Source organism: Pseudoalteromonas thalassia (assembly GCF_049257215.1).
In the GTDB taxonomy this organism is placed as follows: Bacteria; Pseudomonadota; Gammaproteobacteria; order Enterobacterales; family Alteromonadaceae; genus Pseudoalteromonas; species Pseudoalteromonas lipolytica_C.
Window position 1 is genome coordinate 35,192 of record NZ_JBMMUE010000014.1, and the last position, 20,002, is coordinate 55,193.

At 41.6% G+C, this 20,002-nt stretch carries 22 protein-coding genes; 18 read left to right on the top strand and 4 right to left on the bottom strand.

Annotation, left to right across the window (positions count from 1 at the left end; translation table 11 throughout):
- Positions 1–219 precede the first annotated feature (219 nt).
- From coxB to AAEU31_RS15695, 4 genes are read left to right on the top strand one after another with little or no spacing between them, the layout of a single operon-like run.
- Positions 220–1,365 carry a cytochrome c oxidase subunit II gene (coxB, locus tag AAEU31_RS15680; RefSeq protein WP_138558522.1) on the top strand — a complete coding sequence of 382 codons (1,146 nt, stop codon included), beginning with the start codon at positions 220–222 and terminating at the stop codon, positions 1,363–1,365.
- Entirely contained in the window at positions 1,362–2,954 is a 1,593-nt protein-coding gene (ctaD, locus tag AAEU31_RS15685; protein ID WP_235382590.1) for a cytochrome c oxidase subunit I, read from the top strand. The genes coxB and ctaD overlap by 4 nt, the downstream gene beginning before the upstream one ends.
- Positions 2,954–3,484, top strand: coding sequence for a cytochrome c oxidase assembly protein (locus AAEU31_RS15690; RefSeq protein ID WP_235382589.1), 531 nt, complete (start codon positions 2,954–2,956; stop codon positions 3,482–3,484). The genes ctaD and AAEU31_RS15690 overlap by 1 nt, the downstream gene beginning before the upstream one ends.
- A 35-nt stretch (positions 3,485–3,519) precedes the next feature.
- Entirely contained in the window at positions 3,520–4,395 is an 876-nt protein-coding gene (locus AAEU31_RS15695) for a cytochrome c oxidase subunit 3 (protein ID WP_135922910.1), read from the top strand.
- Here AAEU31_RS15695 and AAEU31_RS15700 read toward each other — a convergent pair.
- Positions 4,295–4,606 (bottom strand): DUF2909 domain-containing protein, encoded by a 312-nt coding sequence (locus AAEU31_RS15700; RefSeq protein WP_421967696.1) that lies wholly within the window; start codon positions 4,604–4,606, stop codon positions 4,295–4,297. The two genes, AAEU31_RS15695 and AAEU31_RS15700, sit on opposite strands and share 101 nt — an antisense overlap.
- A gap of 14 nt (positions 4,607–4,620) precedes the next feature.
- Here AAEU31_RS15700 and AAEU31_RS15705 point away from each other — a divergent pair, with 14 nt between their 5' ends.
- The 13 genes from AAEU31_RS15705 (at position 4,621) to AAEU31_RS15765 (ending at position 16,677) form a co-directional block, all read left to right on the top strand.
- The gene (locus AAEU31_RS15705) at positions 4,621–5,370 is read left to right on the top strand and encodes an SURF1 family protein (RefSeq protein ID WP_421967697.1); all 750 of its coding nucleotides are present in this window, start codon (positions 4,621–4,623) and stop codon (positions 5,368–5,370) included.
- Positions 5,351–5,845 (top strand): redox-active disulfide-containing membrane protein, encoded by a 495-nt coding sequence (locus AAEU31_RS15710; protein ID WP_135922907.1) that lies wholly within the window; start codon positions 5,351–5,353, stop codon positions 5,843–5,845. The genes AAEU31_RS15705 and AAEU31_RS15710 overlap by 20 nt, the downstream gene beginning before the upstream one ends.
- 20 nt (positions 5,846–5,865) lie before the next feature.
- Positions 5,866–6,855: a COX15/CtaA family protein gene (locus AAEU31_RS15715; RefSeq protein WP_421967698.1), complete on the top strand. Its 990-nt coding sequence runs from the start codon at positions 5,866–5,868 to the stop codon at positions 6,853–6,855.
- Positions 6,856–6,864: 9 nt separating this feature from the next.
- Positions 6,865–7,773, top strand: a complete 909-nt coding sequence (cyoE, locus tag AAEU31_RS15720) for a heme o synthase (protein WP_421967699.1) — start codon at positions 6,865–6,867, stop codon at positions 7,771–7,773.
- Positions 7,770–8,387 (top strand): SCO family protein, encoded by a 618-nt coding sequence (locus tag AAEU31_RS15725; RefSeq protein ID WP_421967700.1) that lies wholly within the window; start codon positions 7,770–7,772, stop codon positions 8,385–8,387. Before cyoE ends, AAEU31_RS15725 begins: the two co-directional genes overlap by 4 nt.
- 168 nt (positions 8,388–8,555) lie before the next feature.
- Positions 8,556–8,828 (top strand): STAS domain-containing protein, encoded by a 273-nt coding sequence (locus tag AAEU31_RS15730; protein ID WP_135922903.1) that lies wholly within the window; start codon positions 8,556–8,558, stop codon positions 8,826–8,828.
- 9 nt (positions 8,829–8,837) lie between these two features.
- The gene (locus AAEU31_RS15735) at positions 8,838–9,200 is read left to right on the top strand and encodes a response regulator (RefSeq protein WP_135922902.1); all 363 of its coding nucleotides are present in this window, start codon (positions 8,838–8,840) and stop codon (positions 9,198–9,200) included.
- Positions 9,201–9,215: 15 nt separating this feature from the next.
- Positions 9,216–11,294: a chemotaxis protein CheA gene (locus AAEU31_RS15740; RefSeq protein WP_421967701.1), complete on the top strand. Its 2,079-nt coding sequence runs from the start codon at positions 9,216–9,218 to the stop codon at positions 11,292–11,294.
- Positions 11,291–11,776 (top strand): chemotaxis protein CheW, encoded by a 486-nt coding sequence (locus tag AAEU31_RS15745; RefSeq protein ID WP_135922900.1) that lies wholly within the window; start codon positions 11,291–11,293, stop codon positions 11,774–11,776. The genes AAEU31_RS15740 and AAEU31_RS15745 overlap by 4 nt, the downstream gene beginning before the upstream one ends.
- A gap of 29 nt (positions 11,777–11,805) precedes the next feature.
- Positions 11,806–14,133, top strand: a complete 2,328-nt coding sequence (locus tag AAEU31_RS15750) for a methyl-accepting chemotaxis protein (RefSeq protein WP_421967702.1) — start codon at positions 11,806–11,808, stop codon at positions 14,131–14,133.
- A gap of 71 nt (positions 14,134–14,204) precedes the next feature.
- Positions 14,205–15,023: a CheR family methyltransferase gene (locus AAEU31_RS15755; RefSeq protein WP_135922898.1), complete on the top strand. Its 819-nt coding sequence runs from the start codon at positions 14,205–14,207 to the stop codon at positions 15,021–15,023.
- Entirely contained in the window at positions 15,020–15,637 is a 618-nt protein-coding gene (gene cheD, locus AAEU31_RS15760) for a chemoreceptor glutamine deamidase CheD (protein WP_421967703.1), read from the top strand. Before AAEU31_RS15755 ends, cheD begins: the two co-directional genes overlap by 4 nt.
- Before the next feature lie 8 nt (positions 15,638–15,645).
- Positions 15,646–16,677, top strand: a complete 1,032-nt coding sequence (locus tag AAEU31_RS15765) for a protein-glutamate methylesterase/protein-glutamine glutaminase (RefSeq protein ID WP_135922896.1) — start codon at positions 15,646–15,648, stop codon at positions 16,675–16,677.
- Here AAEU31_RS15765 and AAEU31_RS15770 read toward each other — a convergent pair.
- Positions 16,667–17,698 (bottom strand): polysaccharide deacetylase family protein, encoded by a 1,032-nt coding sequence (locus AAEU31_RS15770; RefSeq protein ID WP_240704480.1) that lies wholly within the window; start codon positions 17,696–17,698, stop codon positions 16,667–16,669. The two genes, AAEU31_RS15765 and AAEU31_RS15770, sit on opposite strands and share 11 nt — an antisense overlap.
- Between AAEU31_RS15770 and dinF the strand changes: the two genes are divergently transcribed.
- Positions 17,675–19,009 (top strand): MATE family efflux transporter DinF, encoded by a 1,335-nt coding sequence (gene dinF / locus AAEU31_RS15775; protein ID WP_421967704.1) that lies wholly within the window; start codon positions 17,675–17,677, stop codon positions 19,007–19,009. The genes AAEU31_RS15770 and dinF overlap by 24 nt on opposite strands.
- Position 19,010: 1 nt before the next feature.
- On the opposite strand, the gene AAEU31_RS15780 is transcribed toward dinF, so the two are convergent.
- The gene (locus AAEU31_RS15780; RefSeq protein WP_138558530.1) at positions 19,011–19,280 is read right to left on the bottom strand and encodes a hypothetical protein; all 270 of its coding nucleotides are present in this window, start codon (positions 19,278–19,280) and stop codon (positions 19,011–19,013) included.
- A gap of 14 nt (positions 19,281–19,294) precedes the next feature.
- Positions 19,295–19,870 carry a Fe-S biogenesis protein NfuA gene (nfuA, locus tag AAEU31_RS15785; RefSeq protein ID WP_063702428.1) on the bottom strand — a complete coding sequence of 192 codons (576 nt, stop codon included), beginning with the start codon at positions 19,868–19,870 and terminating at the stop codon, positions 19,295–19,297.
- Between the last annotated feature and the right edge of the window lie 132 nt (positions 19,871–20,002).

A 20,002-nucleotide genomic window follows, 5' to 3' on the forward strand; every position in this document is an offset into this window, starting at 1 on the left:
TGCTTATTGCTCATTTTTTAACTAATTGGTTAATACAGTGTATTAACACCTGATTAATAAAAATACACTCAAATGTGCTAGGTGTTAAACATAGGGTTGGTATCATCGCTGGGTCAAAATGATACGTAGTCGCTCTGAACAATAAAAAAAACGAATGGGCACCTTGTTGTATCGCCTTTTCGCTTTGCGTCTTGCAATAGCATTAAAAGGAGCCGTCACATGGGTAAACTGCGTTATGCCTTGTGGCTTATATTACTCGCACCTGTGCAGTTAGCATTGGCAAATAGCCAATTTAATATGCGTAAAGGGGTGACTGATATAAGTAATAGTGTTTATGAATTACACATGACGATATTTATTATCTGTTGTGTGATAGGCATCATCGTTTTTGCGGTGATGTTTTGGGCTTTGATCCACCATCGAAAGTCGAAAGGAGCCAAGCCTGCACAATTCCACGAAAGTACCAAGGTTGAAATTCTTTGGACTGCCATACCATTTGTGATCTTAATCGCCATGGCAATTCCAGCTACAAAAACACTGATAGCGATGGAAGATGCTTCTAAAGCCGATATTACAATTAAAGTAACGGGCTCACAGTGGAAATGGCATTACGAGTACATGGGCGAGGAAATTGCTTATTACTCAATTCTATCTACTCCAAAAGATCAAATAGATAACCAAGCTGACAAAACAGAACATTACTTACTTGAGGTTGATAAGCCTTTAGTACTTCCTATCAATAAAAAAGTTCGTTTTCTAATGACCTCAGATGATGTTATTCACTCATGGTGGGTGCCTGACTTTGCGGTTAAAAAAGATGCGAACCCGGGCTTTATCAATGAGGCATGGACACGCATAAATGAGCCAGGCATCTACCGGGGTCAGTGTGCTGAGTTGTGTGGTAAAGATCATGGTTTCATGCCTGTTGTTGTGCAAGCGTTGCCTGAAGACGAATTTGCTAACTGGCTAGCAGAAGCTAAGCAAGAAAAGGCCAATGCTGCAGCAGCTGATGCGGCTTTATTAGATCAAACATTACCGAAAGAAGAATTAATGGTTCTTGGGGAGCAAGTTTATATGGCAAGTTGTGCGGCTTGTCATCAGCCTACAGGAATGGGCTTGCCGGGAGTGTTTCCTGCTCTTAAGGGGAGTCCAATTGTGCTTGGAGATGTAAAAGACCACATCGACATCGTATTACATGGTAAGCCGGGTACAGCGATGCAAGCATTTGATAAACAGCTTTCAATTAAGCAACTTGCTGCGGTTATCACATATAAGCGAAATGCATGGGGTAACGACACAGGCGATGTGATTCAACCAAGTCAAATTCAAGCAGCTATCGATGCAGCAACGGAGGCGAAAGAATGAGCAACGTTATTAATGAACAAGCCACTGAGCATGCGCATCATGACCATCATCCTGCAAAAGGTTTCAAACGTTGGCTTTACACCACCAATCATAAAGATATTGGCAGTTTATACCTGATATTTTCGCTCACTATGTTTTTAATTGGTGGCGCGATGGCAATGGTGATCCGCGCTGAATTGTTTCAACCTGGTTTACAACTAGTCGATCCACACTTTTTTAACCAAATGACCACAGTGCATGGTTTGATAATGGTATTTGGTGCGGTAATGCCGGCATTTACAGGGCTTGCTAACTGGATGGTGCCTATGATGATCGGTGCACCCGATATGGCGCTACCACGGATGAATAACTGGAGTTTTTGGATTTTACCATTCGCGTTTTTAATCTTGTTGGCATCGTTACTTATGCCAGGTGGTGGTCCTGCATTTGGTTGGACTTTTTATGCGCCACTTTCAACGACCTATAGTAACGATAATACAGCCTTGTTTGTGTTTGCTGTACATATCATGGGTATTAGTTCAATCATGGGAGCGATTAACGTTATTGTGACTATCGTTAATATGCGAGCGCCCGGCATGACATGGATGAAGTTACCACTGTTTGTGTGGACTTGGCTTATTACGGCATTTTTGTTGATTGCTGTGATGCCTGTTTTAGCAGGGGCGGTCACTATGGTGTTGACCGATAAATACTTTGCAACCAGCTTTTTTGATGCGGCGGGGGGCGGTGACCCTGTGATGTTCCAGCACATCTTTTGGTTTTTCGGTCACCCTGAAGTGTACATCATGATTTTGCCGGCATTTGGTATTATTTCAACCATCGTGCCGACCTTCTCACGCAAGAAGTTATTTGGCTACGCTTCTATGGTGTATGCGACCTCGTCGATTGCACTTTTGAGCTTTATTGTATGGGCACACCACATGTTCACCACAGGGATGCCTGTAGCCGGTGAGCTGTTTTTCATGTATGCAACCATGCTCATTTCGGTACCAACTGGGGTTAAAGTGTTTAACTGGGTTGCAACCATGTGGCGAGGCTCAATTAGCTTTGAAATTCCGATGATGTTTGCCATTGCCTTTATTGTGCTGTTCACCTTAGGTGGGTTCTCTGGCTTGATGCTGGCGATTACACCGGCAGATTTCCAGTATCACGATACTTACTTTGTGGTTGCGCATTTCCATTATGTATTAGTGACAGGGGCTGTGTTCTCAATTATGGCAGGAGCCTACTACTGGCTACCTAAATGGACTGGCAACATGTACAACGAAACACTTGCGAAATGGCATTTCTGGCTATCACTGATCAGTGTCAACGTGTTGTTCTTCCCTATGCACTTTGTTGGCCTTGCGGGTATGCCGCGCCGTATTCCTGATTACGCCCTTCAATTTGCTGACTTTAACGCCATTATCAGTATTGGTGGTTTTGCCTTCGGTTTATCACAGCTACTGTTCGTGCTTGTTGTTTTTAAATGCGCACGAGGCGGCGAAAAAGCACCTGCTAAGGTATGGGACGGTGCAGAAGGTTTAGAGTGGGAAGTTGATTCGCCCGCACCGTATCACACCTTTGAAACACCGCCGGAGATCAAATAATGAACCATGCACCTTTGCTCAAAAAGCTGTTGTTAGCATGCTTAGGTATGTTTGCATTCGCCTTTGCATTGGTGCCACTTTACGATGTGTTTTGTGATGTCACAGGTTTAAATGGTAAGCCATCACTCGAACAAGCAAAAGAGAGTGAAACGGTAAGCATAGACCGTCAAGTTGATGTGAGTTTTACAACGCATGCGCAAAGTGGTGCGCCTTTTGATGTGCAATCAGCTCAGTACAGTGTGGTTGTTCAACCAGGAGCGATGCGAGAAGTAAAGTTTACAGCAAAAAACACCAGTAATAACGACAAAGTGATGCAGGCTATTCCGTCTGTATCACCGGGAAAAGCAGCAAAATACTTACATAAAATCGCGTGTTTTTGTTTTGATCAACAACCACTTAAAGCGGGCGAAGAAGTTGAGTTTACCTTGTTGTTTTATGTTGATACGGAATTACCCGACGATGTAGAAGAGCTGACATTGTCCTATACCGTGTTTGATATTAGCGGGCAAGTTGTGGCTAAAAACGATTAAGCCGCCAAGCTAATTGCTAATTGGGAGCAAACAAAATGAGTCAAAATTACGAAAAATATTATGTTCCGGCCCAGAGCCCATGGCCAATAGTTGGTGCGATTGCAATGTTCTTAATTGCTGTCGGGGCAGGCCTGACAGTGATGCAAGTAAGCGCAGAAGCTAGCAGTGGTCAATATGTGTTGTATTTAGGCATTGCGATACTATGTTACATGCTGTTTAGCTGGTTTAAAAACGTCATCGAAGAATCACACAGTGGTTTATATTCAGCGCAAATGGATCGTTCATTTAGACAAGGAATGAGCTGGTTTATTTTTTCTGAAGTTATGTTTTTTATGGCATTTTTTGGTGCTCTGTTTTATGCCCGTATGATTTCAGTACCTTGGCTTGGTGGTGCTGGAAATAATGCCATGACCAATGAGGTACTCTGGCCAACGTTTGAAGCAGTATGGCCGCTGTTAACTACGCCTGCAGGTGATACAACTCAAGCAATGGGGTGGCAAGGTCTACCTCTTATTAATACGCTCATCCTACTCACCTCATCAGTCACTATCCACTTTGCTCACGTTGCAATGGAAAACAATAAGCGGGGTGCTTTAAAAGCATTTTTATCACTTACCGTGCTATTAGGCGCAATCTTTCTGGGTTTGCAAGTGTATGAATATATGCATGCTTACCAAGATTTAGGTTTAACACTGGATGCTGGCGTCTATGGAAATACCTTCTTTTTATTGACGGGTTTTCATGGCATGCATGTAACGCTTGGGACCATTATTTTATTTGTCGTACTGCTAAGAATTTTTAAAGGCCACTTTACGAGCGAAAAGCATTTTGCATTTCAAGCGGCAGCTTGGTATTGGCACTTTGTAGATGTGGTGTGGTTGTGTTTATTTGTATTTGTGTACGTGCTGTAGCTTTGTGAAGCGGAGATGGGTTGGTGTGAATAAAGCCCAATTTCATTGCGGCAATAATGAGGAGCAGCACAATACCTGAAAACAGCACCCGACGACCTAAGTAATGCGACATGGGTTTCGAGTGCTCTTTTGCTGACATCATCACAAACAGCGCTCTAAATAGGTTGAACAGAATATAAAGTAATAACAAAACAATAATGATTTTAATCATATTAGGTATTCCAAATGCAGTTAATTTTATGGCGTAAACAAAAGCTTAGCTCAATTATCGCAATTTGCGTTGTGATACTTGCAGTGCTTATTTGTTTACGACTAAGCGTTTGGCAATACCAGCGAGGCGAGCAAAAACAGCAGCAACTAAGCCAGTTAGCCGTTTCGAAAGAGCAAGGAGTTTTGAGCTGGCAAGAGCTGCAAAATTTACCTAGAGAGCTGAATAAAACGGGCTTGCAAGTCAAGATCTCTGGCGAGGTAAATAAACAGCAGTACTGGTTACTTGATAATCAAATTTATCAGGGGCAAGTGGGCTATGACTTACTAGTCGCGATGACAATTGCAGGTGAAACCGCACCTTTAATCGTTAACTTTGGTTGGCTAAAAGCTCCAACAAACCGTAACCAGTTGCCAACCGTTGTGTGGCCAGAATCAACAAGGCTTACGGCCACAGTGCAATTGAAACAAGGCAACTTACAAGGTTTTACACTTGCTGATGATATTGGTGCAGAGCAAGGCTGGCCCAAGCGCATTCAAGGCATCGATTTAGCAATTTTTAGTGCTCAACTAGCAAAGCCCTTACAAGGCTTTATTGGTTATCGCAATGAAGCAGATGGTATAGCAACCCCGCATTATCAGAGTGTTGTGATGGGACCAGATAAACATTACGCCTATGCCGTGCAGTGGTTATTAATTGGCTTGGCTTGTGTGGTTATTGCTTATTTTGCGATGAGAAGGAGAGGTTATGAAAATAAACCCGCTTAGTTTATTCGTTTTATGCTGCTTTGTGCCGCTGGCACTTGCTTATGCAGCATTAAAGCTTGAGTGGTTACCGAGTGGTTCGAGTAATCATGGTGAGCTTTTAAGGGAAGAAGTGAAACTAGCTGATTGGCAACAAGGCGAGCCTAAACAATGGACTATTGCGCTCAATTATCCAAAAGAGTGCAGTGAAGTGTGTGAAAACCAATTAGCAAGTTTAGACAACCTATACGTCGCTTTAGGGAAAAATCAGCAAAAAGTAGATGTGGCGGTACTAACAAATCAACAGCAGGTATCGGCTAATTGGCGTCAATTAGCAGTAAGTCCAGCGCTCAAAGCGGGAGACTTATATTTGGTTGATCACATGGGCTTGGTGGTTTTGCATTACCCCTATACGGCTGAGCCCGAACAAAACAGACTTATTCAAAAAGGCTTACTTAAAGATTTAAAAAAACTACTTAACTATGCGCGTTCAAGTTAAACCTCATTAAGGGGATAAAGATGTATAAAAATTATAAATATTTAGTCTTAATTACGGTTTTCTTTTCTATTTTGGTTGTTGGGCTCGGTGCTTATACACGGCTTAGTGATGCAGGGCTAGGCTGTCCTGATTGGCCAGGGTGCTATGGGTTTTTGACTGTACCAAAACATGAAACTGCTCTGTTACATGTTGAACAAAACTACCCTGATATGATGTTTGAGGCAGCAAAAGCCTGGAAAGAGATGATCCATCGCTATTTTGCTGGTGCCCTTGGTCTACTCATTTTAGCTTTGTTTGTTTTTGCATGGTTAAAACGTCAATATCCGAATACGCCAGTTAAACTGCCATTAGCGCTATTACTGCTGGTGATTTTCCAGGCTGCATTAGGCATGTGGACAGTCACCATGAATTTACAACCCTTGGTCGTAATGGGGCATTTGCTAGGCGGCTTTAGTATTCTATCCTTGCTTTTTCTTCTTTATTTACGGCTAACAACAAAGCCGATCGCAGGAGGTGATGCAGGAGCAAGACCATATTATCGCTTAGCGCTTGTTGGTTTAGTGGTTTTGGTTTTACAAATCGCATTAGGCGGTTGGTTGGCTGCAAACTATGCAGCTCCTCATTGTAATGGCTTACCTTTATGTAGCTACGGACAACCGTTTTCGTTAAAGAGTGTGTTTCAGCTTCCACTTGAACATAGCACTTACGAGTATGGTGTGCTGTCACAACAGGCTCGTATGTCGATTCACTTACTACATCGCATTTGGGCGTTAGTCACTTGTGTGGTGCTAGCGCTTATTATGTGGCGTATATATTCACAGAGTTTTTCCAGAAAAATTAAGCATTGTACAGTAACAGTATTAGTCGCCTTATTGTGCCAAATCTGTCTCGGCCTTGCTGTTGTGCATTGGCACTTTCCATTAAGTGTAGCGCTTGCTCATAACCTGATGGCTGCACTGTTATTGGTGAGCATGGTACGTCTGTGCTTTCATTTAAAAGCAAGAACTTAGGAGGCTATTATGGCGATATTATTAAGCACAGAGAAGTCGTTAATCAGTCAATCAACAGAGCGATTGAAGGATTATCTTGCCATTAGTAAGTTTAAAGTTGTTGCTATGCTCGTTTTAACAGCATGGGTCGGTTTAGCGCTTGCCCCTGATATGGGGCGAGGATTGTTTGTTCAATTAGCCAGTTTGCTTGGAATTGGCCTGTTATCTGCGGCAGCAGCGGTGATAAATCATGTTGTAGATAGTGAAATTGATAGCAAAATGGCGCGAACCCGTCATCGCCCTGTTGCTAAAGGACGTTTAAGTAAGCAGCATGCGCTGAGTTTTGCTGCGATAATTGGCTCACTTGGTTTCACTATGCTCATAGTCTGGGCAAATACATTAACTGCCGTGCTAACTTTATTTGCACTGGTTGGTTATGCCTTTATTTATACCTCTTTTTTAAAGCGAGCAACACCGCAGAATATTGTGATTGGTGGCTTAGCTGGCGCGATGCCACCGTTATTGGGCTGGGTGTCTGAAACAGGTCACATGGCAGCAGCGCCTTGGCTGTTGGTAATGATTATTTTTACTTGGACACCGCCGCACTTTTGGGCACTCGCGATTGCTCGAAAAAGCGATTATGAACGGGCAAAAATTCCAATGCTGCCTGTTACTCATGGTATTGAATTTTGTAAAACCTGCGTTGTAGCTTATTCAATATTGTTAGCCTTGGTCTGCGTATTACCATACCTGATTGGAATGTCGGGAGTAATTTACTTACTTGCGGCATGTGCCTTGAATACGGTGTTTATTTACAAAGCGCTGAAACTAAAAATTGCCCCTAAAGATGACACCGCAATGGATTTATTTCATTTTTCAATTGTCCATTTAATGCTACTCTTCATCGCCTTATTTATTGATAAATGGTTAGTTTTATGACTCGAATAGGCGCTTTTTTGTGTTTGAGTGCGGTATTGTTTGTAACCGGTTGTGGTAAAAGCAACACCGCTCCTGAGGTCGAAGCACTGGTGTATGAGCAAGCAAAGCCGATGAGTCCGTTTTTATTAACCGATCAACATGGTGAGCCCGCTGATAACAGCCAGTTTATGGGACATTGGAATTTAGTCTTTTTAGGCTACACCAGTTGCCCAGATATTTGCCCAATGACATTGGCAAAGTTAACAGCAGTACAAAAGCAGTTAAGCCAAGATTACCAAGTGCAAGTGTGGTTTGTGGCAGTTGATCCAAAGCGCGATACCACTGAAAAACGAAAAGCCTATATTGATTACTTTAACCCTGAGTTTCTTGCTGTATCAGGCCCCCATAAGCAACTTTTCCCCTTTGTTAGGGAGCTTGGCTTAATTTACGCAATTAATGATAGTGATGAGCAGGAATATGCAGTTGATCACAGTGCCTCTGTGGTGATGGTTGATGCAAACGGCGCCGTTCGGGCTATTTTTAAGCCTGAGTTTAAGGCTGGTAGTGTGCCATTAATCAACGCCACGACATTGACTGAAGAGTTCCGAAAAATTGCAGATTATTACGTAAATTGATTTTTTTAATATTTTGTAAAAGTTTGCTCGAAAGAAAAGCTTTATTTTTTGCAATAAATGTCTAAGCTACTAAAAAATTTTACTATTTTTTGATTCAAATTATGGCATTTTCATTAACTAGGACTAAGCTTTTGTTATGAGTTGCTTTGAACGGGGAAAGTATTAAGAATGTTAAAGCTCCCTACAGAATTAGCTATTACTCAGGTCGAGTCATTACATCAAGATTTACTGCATGAATTATCTGCAAACGATGATATCTGTCTTGATATTAGTGAGGTTACTCGGGCTGACACGGCGTCGGTTCAGCTGTTATGTGCGTTACAAAAACATTTACTCTCTGTGCATCATAAAATTATATGGGTGGGCGAGAGCGAGCCATTGCAGCAGGCAATAAATAGTTTGGGTTTAGGCCATTATCTTGTGCTTGAAAATGCCAATTAAGAGGTTTATATGAAAAGAATTTTAGCAGTTGATGATTCAGCATCTATGCGCCAAATGGTTGGCTTTACGCTTAAAAAGGCAGGGTTTGATGTAACGGAAGCGAAAGATGGTAGTGAGGCATTAAGTATTGCCAAACAGCAAGGTTTTGATGCTGTTATTTCCGACGTTAATATGCCGGTAATGGATGGTATTACACTGATTCGCGAGTTACGCAGCTTACCTAACTATAAGTTTACGCCATTGCTAATGCTCACCACTGAGTCAGGTTTAGACAAAAAAACAGAAGGTAAAGCAGCGGGTGCTACTGGGTGGATTGTTAAACCTTTTAACCCAGAGCAATTGTTAGCGGTATTGAAAAAAGTGATTCGCTAACAATAGGAGCGAGGCATGAGTATAGATCTAAGCCAATTTTTTGAAGTGTTCTTCGAAGAAAGCTTTGAAGGACTTGATGCGATGGAAGCTGAGTTATTAAACTTGGTTCCCGGCGAAGAAGATCAGGAAACTATAAATACTATTTTCCGTGCCGCGCATTCAATTAAAGGAGGTAGTGGTACTTTTGGTTTTAGTGCTGTTGCAGATTTTACTCATGTCCTAGAAACTCTGTTAGATCAAATACGTGAAGGTTCACGAGACTTAACAGCGGAACATGTTAATTTACTCCTAAAGTCAGTCGATTGTTTACGTGCATTACTCAGAGCCTTACAAGCTGAACAACAACCAGATTTAGCGGAAGCGGATGAACTTCGAATAAAATTTGAAGAAATCCTTGGTATGCGTGCAGCGAGTAAAGCATCGGAACAAGTCGAAGAAACAGTTGCCGAAAGTAGCTTTAATACTTACCAAATCGACTTTAAACCCCATCATCATTTATTCAAAACGGGTAATGAACCTCTTTATATGATCAGCGAGTTAGCTGAACTTGGTGAGCTTGAAACACATGCTTTTCAAGATGGTATCCCCGATATTACTAATTACGCACCAGAAGATTGCTTTTTAGCCTGGCGATTCTTCTTAACCACAGACAAAGAGCAAAGCAGTATTGAAGAAATCTTTGAGTGGGTCGAAGATGATGCCGATATCACTATTACACTGTGTGGGGGCTTGTTTGGTGCTGAGGTAGAGCCATCATCAGCAAGTGAGCCTGCAAAGGAAACGAACACCAACACAGTTGAACCTATTGCTAAAGCAAGTACTGATGCTAAAAAAGCGGCGCCAGTAAAAACGGCGACTGCAAATGCAGAGTCAACGTCTATACGGGTTGGTATCGACAAAGTTGATTCACTCATCAATATGGTGGGTGAGTTAGTTATCACACAAGCTATGCTAAGCCAGCTTGGTGAGCAGGAGATAACCGAAGCAACGATCGCCTCGTTGCAAGAAGGTTTGGCTCAATTGGCACATAACACACGTGATTTACAAGAAAACGTCATGCGTATTCGCATGTTACCGATTAGTTTTGTATTTAGTCGCTTTCCGCGCTTGGTTCGAGATATCTCACAAAAGCTTGATAAACAGGTTGAATTGAAATTACTTGGTGAACAAACCGAGCTTGATAAAACAGTGATGGAAAAGCTGTCTGATCCTATGGTCCACCTCGTAAGAAACTCTCTTGATCATGGCTTAGAAACCGTAGATAAACGTGTTGCGGCAGGTAAGGATCCTGTTGGTACAGTGACACTTAATGCGTTTCATCAAGGTGGTAATATTGTGATTGAGATTATGGATGATGGACAAGGCCTAAATACTACCAAAATACGTGAAAAAGCGATTAAAAATGGTCTGATCTCAGAAGCAGATGATTTATCTGACAATGAAGTTAATGAGCTTATATTTTTACCCGGCTTTTCCACAGCAGATCAAGTGAGTGATTTGTCTGGCCGTGGTGTGGGTATGGATGTTGTACGTCGCAATATTGAAGCACTAAGTGGCTCTGTTGAAGTGTCATCTGCCCCAGGTGTTGGTTCAACCTTCACAATTCGCTTGCCATTGACGTTGGCAATTCTCGATGGGCAATTAGTGCGTGTTGCCGAGCACACTTATATTATTCCGCTGATTTCGATTATCGAGTCACTGCAAATAGATATCACAAAAGTTAGCCGAGTTGGGAAAGATCTCGACGTATTGCGCTTACGTGATGAATACATTCCTATTTTACGGTTGTACAACATATTTAATCACCAAGGAGCGATTGAAACGTTGGATAAGACCTTGCTGGTGGTTGTAGAAAGCGATAACCAAAAAGTGGGCTTGTTAGTTGATGACTTATTGTCGCAACAACAAGTCGTTATAAAAAGTTTAGAGGCTAATTATCAAAAAGTAGATGGTGTCTCAGGGGCAACAATTTTGGGCGATGGTCGAGTTTCATTAATTGTAGATATTAGTGGCTTAATTAAATTGTCAGGACTGAGAAAACCTGGCAGCCAAGAATTAATCATCGAGTCAAAAGCGAATTTGGAGGCATCATGATTGCACAGCACGATGACCTGCATAACAAGCTTAATTTAGAACAAAATCAAGATGTAAAACAGTTTCTAACTTTCTTTATGGCTGAAGAAGAGTACGGAGTTGATATTTTAACGGTGCAAGAAATTCGCAGTTGGGAAGAGATCACTGTAATCCCTAACTCCCCTGATTTTGTTAAAGGGGTAATCAATTTGCGCGGCACCATAGTGCCTATAATCGATTTGCGACTTCGCTTTGGTATTCCAGCCATTGAGTATGGGCCATTGACTGTTGTTATTGTTTTAAAAGTAAAGTTAGAAAACGCGAGTAAAATTATGGGCATCGTTGTCGATGCTGTTTCGGATGTCTATAGCATTGCTGAGCATGAAGCTAAAGCGGTGCCGCATTTGTCAGACTCAGATAATGCGCAATATGTTGCGGGTTTGGTCAATGTGGGTGAGAAAATGGTTGCGCTATTGGACCTACAAAAAACAATGGACATTTAACTGGGTAGATTAACAAGAAGGTGAAGGGTATGGGTTGGTTTAGCAGTCCTAAAAATGTTGAGTCGAACAATGATTTAATTGTTACGGCACTAAACAAGTCGCTTGCAGTAATTGAATTTCAGCCGACAGGATCGATTATCACAGCCAATGCTAATTTTTTAAGCGTAATGGGCTATCGGCTTGAAGAAATTCAGGGACAACATCATGCTATATTTGTCGCTGATGATGAAGCAAAAAGTCCTGAGTACCAGCAGTTTTGGCAGCGCTTACGAAACGGTGAATTTATTTCTGACGAATTCAAACGTTTTGGTAAAGGTGGCAAAGAAGTCTGGATTCAAGCCACATATAACCCGATTATTGATGGTAACGGCAATGTCATCAAAGTCATCAAATTTGCAACCGATATCTCCAAACAGAAAGAATTAGAAAAACAATCGAAACGTGATGCTGATCTGTCTAATGCATTACGAGTATGCCAAGCGAATGTGATGATTGCCGATAACGATCTGAAAATTATATTCGTGAATGAGCAAGTAAAACAAATGCTACAAGCACGCGAGTCGACCTTACAGACAGTGCTGCCAAGCTTTTCAGTGTCTAACTTAATCGGTACATGTGTTGACGATTTTCATAAACAGCCAAGCCATCAACGTGAGTTATTGAAATCATTAAAAGAACCTTATAAAACAACGTTACGTTTGGCTGGTCTTATTTTTAGCCTGATTGCAACGCCTTGGTTAAGTGCATCAGGTAAGCGTTTAGGAACAATTGTTGAATGGCAAGATATCACTGATCGAGTGAATAAAGCCGAAGCTGAAAAACGTGAAGCGGAAGAGAATTTGCGCGTACGTCGCGCACTTGACCGTGTAGCTACTAACACTATGATTGCAGACTCTGGGAATAACATCATTTATATGAACGAGGCCGTTCTTAATATGATGAAAATCGCAGAAAGTGATTTACGGAAAGACTTGCCGAATTTCAACAGCAATAATTTGATTGGTCAAAATATTGATGTATTTCACAAAAATCCGGCACATCAACGCAACATGCTAGCTAAATTAAGCAGTACTTACAGTACGGAAATTCAAGTCGGTGGTCGCACCTTTGGTTTGGTTGCGAACCCTATTTTCACTCCTGAAAATGAGCGTATTGGTACTGTTGTTGAGTGGGAAGATAGAACGGCTGAAGTCGCGATTGAAAAAGAGATTGCGGGTCTTGTTTCTGCTGCAGGTAAAGGTGACTTAGAAGCCCGTGTTGAAGAGACGGGTAAACAAGGCTTCTTCTTACGGTTAGCGCAAGGTTTAAATAGCCTTGTAAGCATTGTTGATGATGCAGTTAAAGATACAGGCAATATGCTTGATGCCATGGCGAATGGTGACTTATCAAAACGTATTGAGCAAGACTATCAAGGTTCATTTGAGAAGCTAAAACGTGATGCAAATGCCACGGCTGATAAGCTTACTGAAGTGATTAATCGCATTAATACCTCAGCAACACTGGTTGCAAGTGGCGCAGAAGAAATCTCACAAGGTAATGCTGATTTAAGTCAACGAACTGAAGAGCAAGCTTCATCACTTGAAGAAACAGCATCTAGTATGGAAGAGATGACCAGTACGGTTCGCCAAAATGCGGATAACGCAAAAGAAGTGAACGAGCTGGCAGAAGAAACACGCACGAAAGCACAAAAAGGCGGTGAAGTTGTAAACCGTGCTGTAGTGAGTATGTCTGCAATTAACGAATCAAGTAAGAAAATTGCAGATATCATTAGTGTTATTGATGAAATCGCTTTCCAAACAAATTTACTCGCATTGAATGCTGCTGTTGAAGCTGCACGTGCAGGTGAGCAAGGTCGAGGCTTCGCAGTTGTTGCAGGTGAAGTTCGTAATCTAGCGCAGCGCTCTGCAGCGGCTGCAAAAGAAATTAAAGAATTGATCCGAGACAGTGTTGGAAAAGTTGAAGACGGTACATTACTCGTTAATGAGTCAGGTTCAACATTACAAGAAATTGTTACTGCGGTGCAACGAGTGACTGCGATGATTTCTGATATTGCTCAAGCATCAGAAGAGCAAAGCTCTGGCATTGAGCAAGTTAATAAAGCAATTACACAAATGGACGAGATGACTCAGCAAAATGCTGCTTTAGTTGAGCAAGCATCTGCGGCAGGGGAATCAATGGCAGAACAAGCAAATGACATGCGACGCTTATTAAACTTCTTCTCGTTATCGAAAGAAGAGGTAGATGTCTCGAGTCGAGTAAGTGCAGCACCTGCGGCTAAGCAATCGAACTCGCCTGTACGTTCAGCACCGAAAGGCAATAACTTTGTTGACCCTAGCGATGAATGGGAAGAGTTCTAATACTCTTCCCTATTAACAGAAAAAATTAGGTTATGTAGTGTATCTAATGTCTAGGCTGCAGGGTCAAAAACATGAAAGAGTTTTTATTAACAGATAGTGACTTTAAAGCTATTTCGTCGCAAGTTTATGATGCTTGTGGCATTGTTTTGGCCGAACATAAGCGCGAGATGGTTTACTCGCGCTTAGCCAGACGAATCCGACATCATAAACTAAAAAGCTTTAAAGAATATTTAGACTTTCTTGAAGAAAATAAAGAACGAGAGTTTAGCGAGTTTATTAATGCGATAACCACTAATCTAACGTCTTTTTTTCGTGAGCCCCATCACTTTAACTACTTAAAAAACACCATTGTTCCAAAACTACTTGTGAGTAATGCTAAGCATAAACGTGTACGTGTTTGGTCTGCTGGGTGCTCAACGGGGGAAGAGCCATACACTATTGCAATGACATTAAGTGGTTTGTTTCCTTCTGATTGGGATGTGAAAATACTAGCCACTGATCTTGACTCGAACGTATTAGCCAAAGCTCAAGCGGGGACATACACAGCGTCGAATGTTAATGGTTTAGAGAAAGCTCAACTAAAGCGCTGGTTTTTAAAAAGTCATGATGGGCAGTTATACAAAGTTAAGCCAGAGCTACAAAAGAACATATTTTTCAAAAGGTTAAATTTACTTCAAGGTTGGCCAATGAAGGGACCATTTGATGTTATTTTTTGCCGAAACGTGGTTATCTATTTTGATAAACCAACAAAAGATACGCTGTTCAAGCGTTATTATGACCTACTGACCGACTCAGGCCATTTATTCCTGGGGCATTCGGAAACACTGGGTAAGGATCACAAAGAGTTTAAGAATTTAGGCCAGACGATTTATCTAAAAGGTGGTCTATGAGCAATCATTTTAAACCTGTGTTACCTGGTTTCGAGCATGTTAAACGATTTTGGGATAACCAGAGACAAAAAGTGGTCGCAAAGGTTTTGCCTGGCGAGTTTTATGTATCAAAAACAGATGAACTGATTACCACGGTGCTTGGTTCATGTATTGCCGCATGTATTTATGATGAAGGACTCGGCATAGGTGGCATGAATCACTTTATGTTGCCAATGGAAAAAGGGGTCGACCCAACGAATGCACATAGCTTAAATTGTCGCTATGGTAACTGGGCAATGGAGTATCTGATCAATGAAATCTTGAAAAATGGTGCTTCAAAACGTAATTTAAAAGTCAAACTGTTCGGTGGCGGTAAAATTATTCGCTCAATGACAGACATAGGAGTAGGCAATATTCGTTTTGCAAATGCCTATATACTTGAGGAAGGATTAGATTTAGTATCTCATGATGTGGGTGGCCCTTGGCCTCGAAAAGTATTATTTAATCCACAAACAGGTTCAGCGCAGGTGAAAAAAATGCGTGAATTACATTCTGATAAGCTTGAAAAACGTGAAATTAAATACTTACACGATATTGAGCATCAAGATGCTGAAACGAATATTGAATTATTTTAGGAGCGCATATGATCAAAGTACTCATTGTTGATGATTCTGCTTTGATCCGTGGTTTGCTCAAGGAAGTGCTGGAACAAGCCGATGATATTCAGGTTGTTGGTGTTGCAGAAGATCCTTATCAGGCACGAGATTCTATTAAACGGCTAAATCCTGATGTATTAACACTTGATATAGAAATGCCAAAAATGGATGGGTTGAGTTTTTTAAAAAATTTAATGCGCCTACGTCCTATGCCTGTTGTGATGATCTCTACCCTAACTCAAAAAGGCTCGCCAATTACACTTGAAGCACTAGAGATTGGTGCGGTCGACTTTATTGCAAAACCAACTGCAAATGTATCAGAAAATATTCAACGCTACGCTCACTTATTACAACAAAAAGTACGCACAGCGGCTTCTGCCAGAGTACGTACCTTTAAAGCGCAAAAGGTGGAAGATGATAAATCTTTAACTTCTTTGCAGTTTAAACAGAATGCTGTTTTGGCAATTGGCGCTTCAACAGGGGGAACCGAAGCAATTAAAGAAGTGTTGGTTCGTATGCCAGAAAATTGCCCACCCATAGTGATCACTCAGCATATTCCGCCGGTATTTAGTACCTCATTTGCGATGCGTATGGATCGAACGTGTAAAATTAACGTCAAAGAAGCTGAACAGGGTGATAAATTAAAGCCGGGTTGGGCTTATATTGCACCGGGCGATCAGCATTTAAGTGTTGTTAAAAAAGGCAGCGCTCTATATTGCCAACTCGATGCTAATGAGCTGGTAAATCGCCATCGTCCAGCTGTCGATGTGTTGTTTAATTCACTTGTTATAGCTTGCCCTAAAGTAACTGTTGCAGCATTGCTAACCGGTATGGGAAGTGATGGCGCTCAAGGCTTACTGGCGTTAAAACAAGCGGGTGCTTATACAATTGCACAAGATGAATTGTCGTCAGTGGTGTGGGGAATGCCAAAAGCCGCAGTGGAGCTCAATGCGGCTCATGAAGTTGTGCGCCTTGATAAAGTGACGGCACAAATGCTGAAACAGGCTATTACTGCGTGATAACCCAAGGTTGTGAGAACCAATAATAGCTGCCTTTTTTCGCGATTGAAGGGGCTGTGCAGTTAAAGCGAGAGCGACCTTTTTTCAGTTTTTCAGGTGAGGTGATCTTCACCGTATCTTTGCTAAGCCAAGCTAAATCTGCTTGGCCAATACCTGAAACATAACAAGCAAACTGACTTTTATGAAAATCTTGCATATCAAATTGCATCGTTAAACTAGGTGGGTTTTCGTCTGTCACACTATCTGAGTAGGTAAGCTGTTTGATAGTGAATGCTTGCGAGTCGAGTTTAGTGGCAAGCGTATCAAGCTTTGAATAAAAACCTGATGCCGGAAAACGTGGTAATCGAGTAAAGTCAGAATGGATCCCTACAGCACCGGAATGCTGACCTATACCAACAAACCCGAGTGATTTAACTAACTGCTGTAATGAATTATTAAACTCGCCATAAGGGTAAGCAAGGTATTTATAATCATGGCCAATTTCTTCTTTTATGCGTTGCTGGGCAGATAGAATGTCGTTCTTAGTACGCGCAAGCCATGCTTGCTCAGTTTCGTCTGGCTGTTTGCGATGCAAGTAATTATGAGTTTGCGTGTGGTTGCTAATTAAGGCGCCTTTACTTGATAGCTCTTTTAGCTGTTGCCACGTCATCACATAGCTTTTGCCTTCATCAATAAGTTCAGGGTTTACGAAAATAGTATACGGATAGCCAAACTTTTCTAAGATAGGAGCAGCTTCTTCGTAATTGTTTTTATAGCCATCATCGAAAGTAATCGCGACAGTTTTATCTGTTAAAGGGTGTCCCGCTTGCAACGAGGTGATGAGGTCATTTAATGGAATAACTTTGAAGTTATTGTCTTTTAAATATTGCATGTGTTCAGTGAATGTTTCGCTGCTGACACTGGTTACCGCAGGAAGGCTTTCACTGACGTGATGATACTGTAGAATGACTGCGCCATGGGCACGCAAAGATAAACCTAACAGGACTGCAAATACTACATGAAACATTTTCTTAAACGTCATAAGGCACACCATAAAAGTTTACTGTTATTAGCCGGTCCGATGATTTTATCAAATATTACCGTGCCAATGTTAGGTTTAGTTGATACTGCTGTAATCGGTCATCTAGGAAGCGCTCACTATTTGGCTGGTATAGCACTCGGTTCAGCAGTTATCTCGTTATTATTTTGGCTAGCAGGCTTTTTACGCATGAGTACCACAGGTTTGGTTGCACAGGCCTATGGAAAACACGATCACAGCTTACTTGCTGAGCTATTAAAGCGCAGCTTGCTACTAGCAACAGCGGTTGCGCTGCTATTAATAGCGCTGAGTATACCTATTCAATCCTTAATGGCATATTTATCAAATGCCAATGAAGCTGTTTTAGAACAAGCAAATAGCTATTTTTCGATTCGTATTTTTAGTGCACCTGCCGCCTTATGTAATTTGGTGTTACTTGGTTGGATGTTAGGAGTGCATTATGGCCGGGGGCCATTTTATTTATTACTTATTACCAACATAACCAATATCGTGCTTGATATTTATTTTGTAGTGTTTCTTGATTGGGGCGTTGCAGGAGCTGCGTGGGCATCTTTAATTGCTGATTATATTGCGCTTGCTTTTGCACTTATGTTAGTTGCACAACTAGCTAAAAAACAAGGTGTTAACCTTGCTGTGAAAGACTGGTTAAGTGTTGCTAAGTTACTTGATTTAGTGAGCTTAAATCGTGATATTTTTATTCGCTCACTAGCACTGCAATTGTGTTTTAGTTTTATGACTTTTTATGGCGCACGTATCGGCGAAACAACCTTGGCAGCCAATGCTGTTTTGCTAAACTTTTTAATGTTGGTGAGCTTTGCTCTAGATGGTATTGCTTATGCGAGTGAGGCAAAGGTCGGCAAGGCTAAAGGTGAGCACAGCGCTAAGCAGATTCAATTATGGGTTAACTTGAGCTTGTTTTGGGGCGGGTTATTTGCGCTGTTTTATAGCCTTATATTTTTACTATTTGGCGAGGCTATTATTCGCTTACTTACCGATGTCCCAGAAGTTATTGAAATGGCAACGGATTACTTGCCTTGGGTAATTATATTGCCTATTGCGGCGATGGGGTGTTTCTTATTTGATGGCGTATTTGTGGGGTTAACCCGTGCCAAAGACATGCGTAACACTATGCTATTTAGTGCTGTAGTGGGCTTTTTCGGGCTGTTTTGGTTAGTGAGTAGCTGGCAAAATCATGGTTTATGGTTTGCGATGACCAGCTTCATGCTAATGCGCGGATTAACTCTTTGGTTTCGCTACCGTAAAATTGTCAACAACCTGCAATTATTAGAGTAAATTATTTCCACAAATCGGGGTCATGATCTTTTGGGGATGAGCGTTCTAAAACTTGCGCAAACCGGTTGGCAAAAATGCCTAGGTAACCCCAACCAGCAAAGAATAAAGCTATTGCTAATACGATTAAGCCGATTAATTGAAAAAATGCGGGTCCATAGTAGCCTATGGCAATAAAAATCACGGCTAGCACAAAGAGTGCTAGGCCGCGAAGAAAGCGTTTTAAGCTTAACTTGGGGTCGCTACCTAAGCGAAATACCCACTTTTTAAGCATGCTTTAGAGACCGGTTAGTAGTAAGAATGCTCACCAGATTGGTGATCAGTGATGTCTCTTACACCATTGATTTCATCAAACTTGGCAATCATTTCTTTTTCGATGCCTTCTTTTAGTGTGACATCAATCATTGAACAACCGTTACAGCCACCGCCAAATTGCAGTACTGCAATGCCATCAGCAGTAATTTCTACTAGGCTAACTTGGCCGCCGTGGTTAGCGAGCTGTGGGTTCACTTCAGTTTCAAGCATGTGTTGTACACGCTCTTGTAATGACGCATCATCGCTAAGTTTACGTGCTTTTGCATTTGGTGCTTTAAGTGTTAACTGAGTACCCATTTTGTCAGTTACAAAATCGATTTCAGCTTCTTCTAAAAAAGGGGCACTTTCAGCATCAACAATGGCATCAAAACCATTAAATGGTAGACGAATATCAGTCGCTTCAACGGCGTCTTCAGGGCAGTAAGAAACACCACACTCAGCCTGCGAAGTACCTGGATTTACAACAAAAACACGAATGTTAGTTTGTTCAGCTTGGTCTGCTAAAAGTTTAGCAAAATGAGATTGTGCAGATTCAGAAATAGAGATCATAAAACGGACTATACTTGACTAAATTACTCGGATACTGCCTATCATACTCCGCTCATCGTGTTGTCGCCAGTGTTGAGCGTAAAAAGTTGCATCTATTTTATCGAATGGTAGCGTTAAAACATCAAATAATTA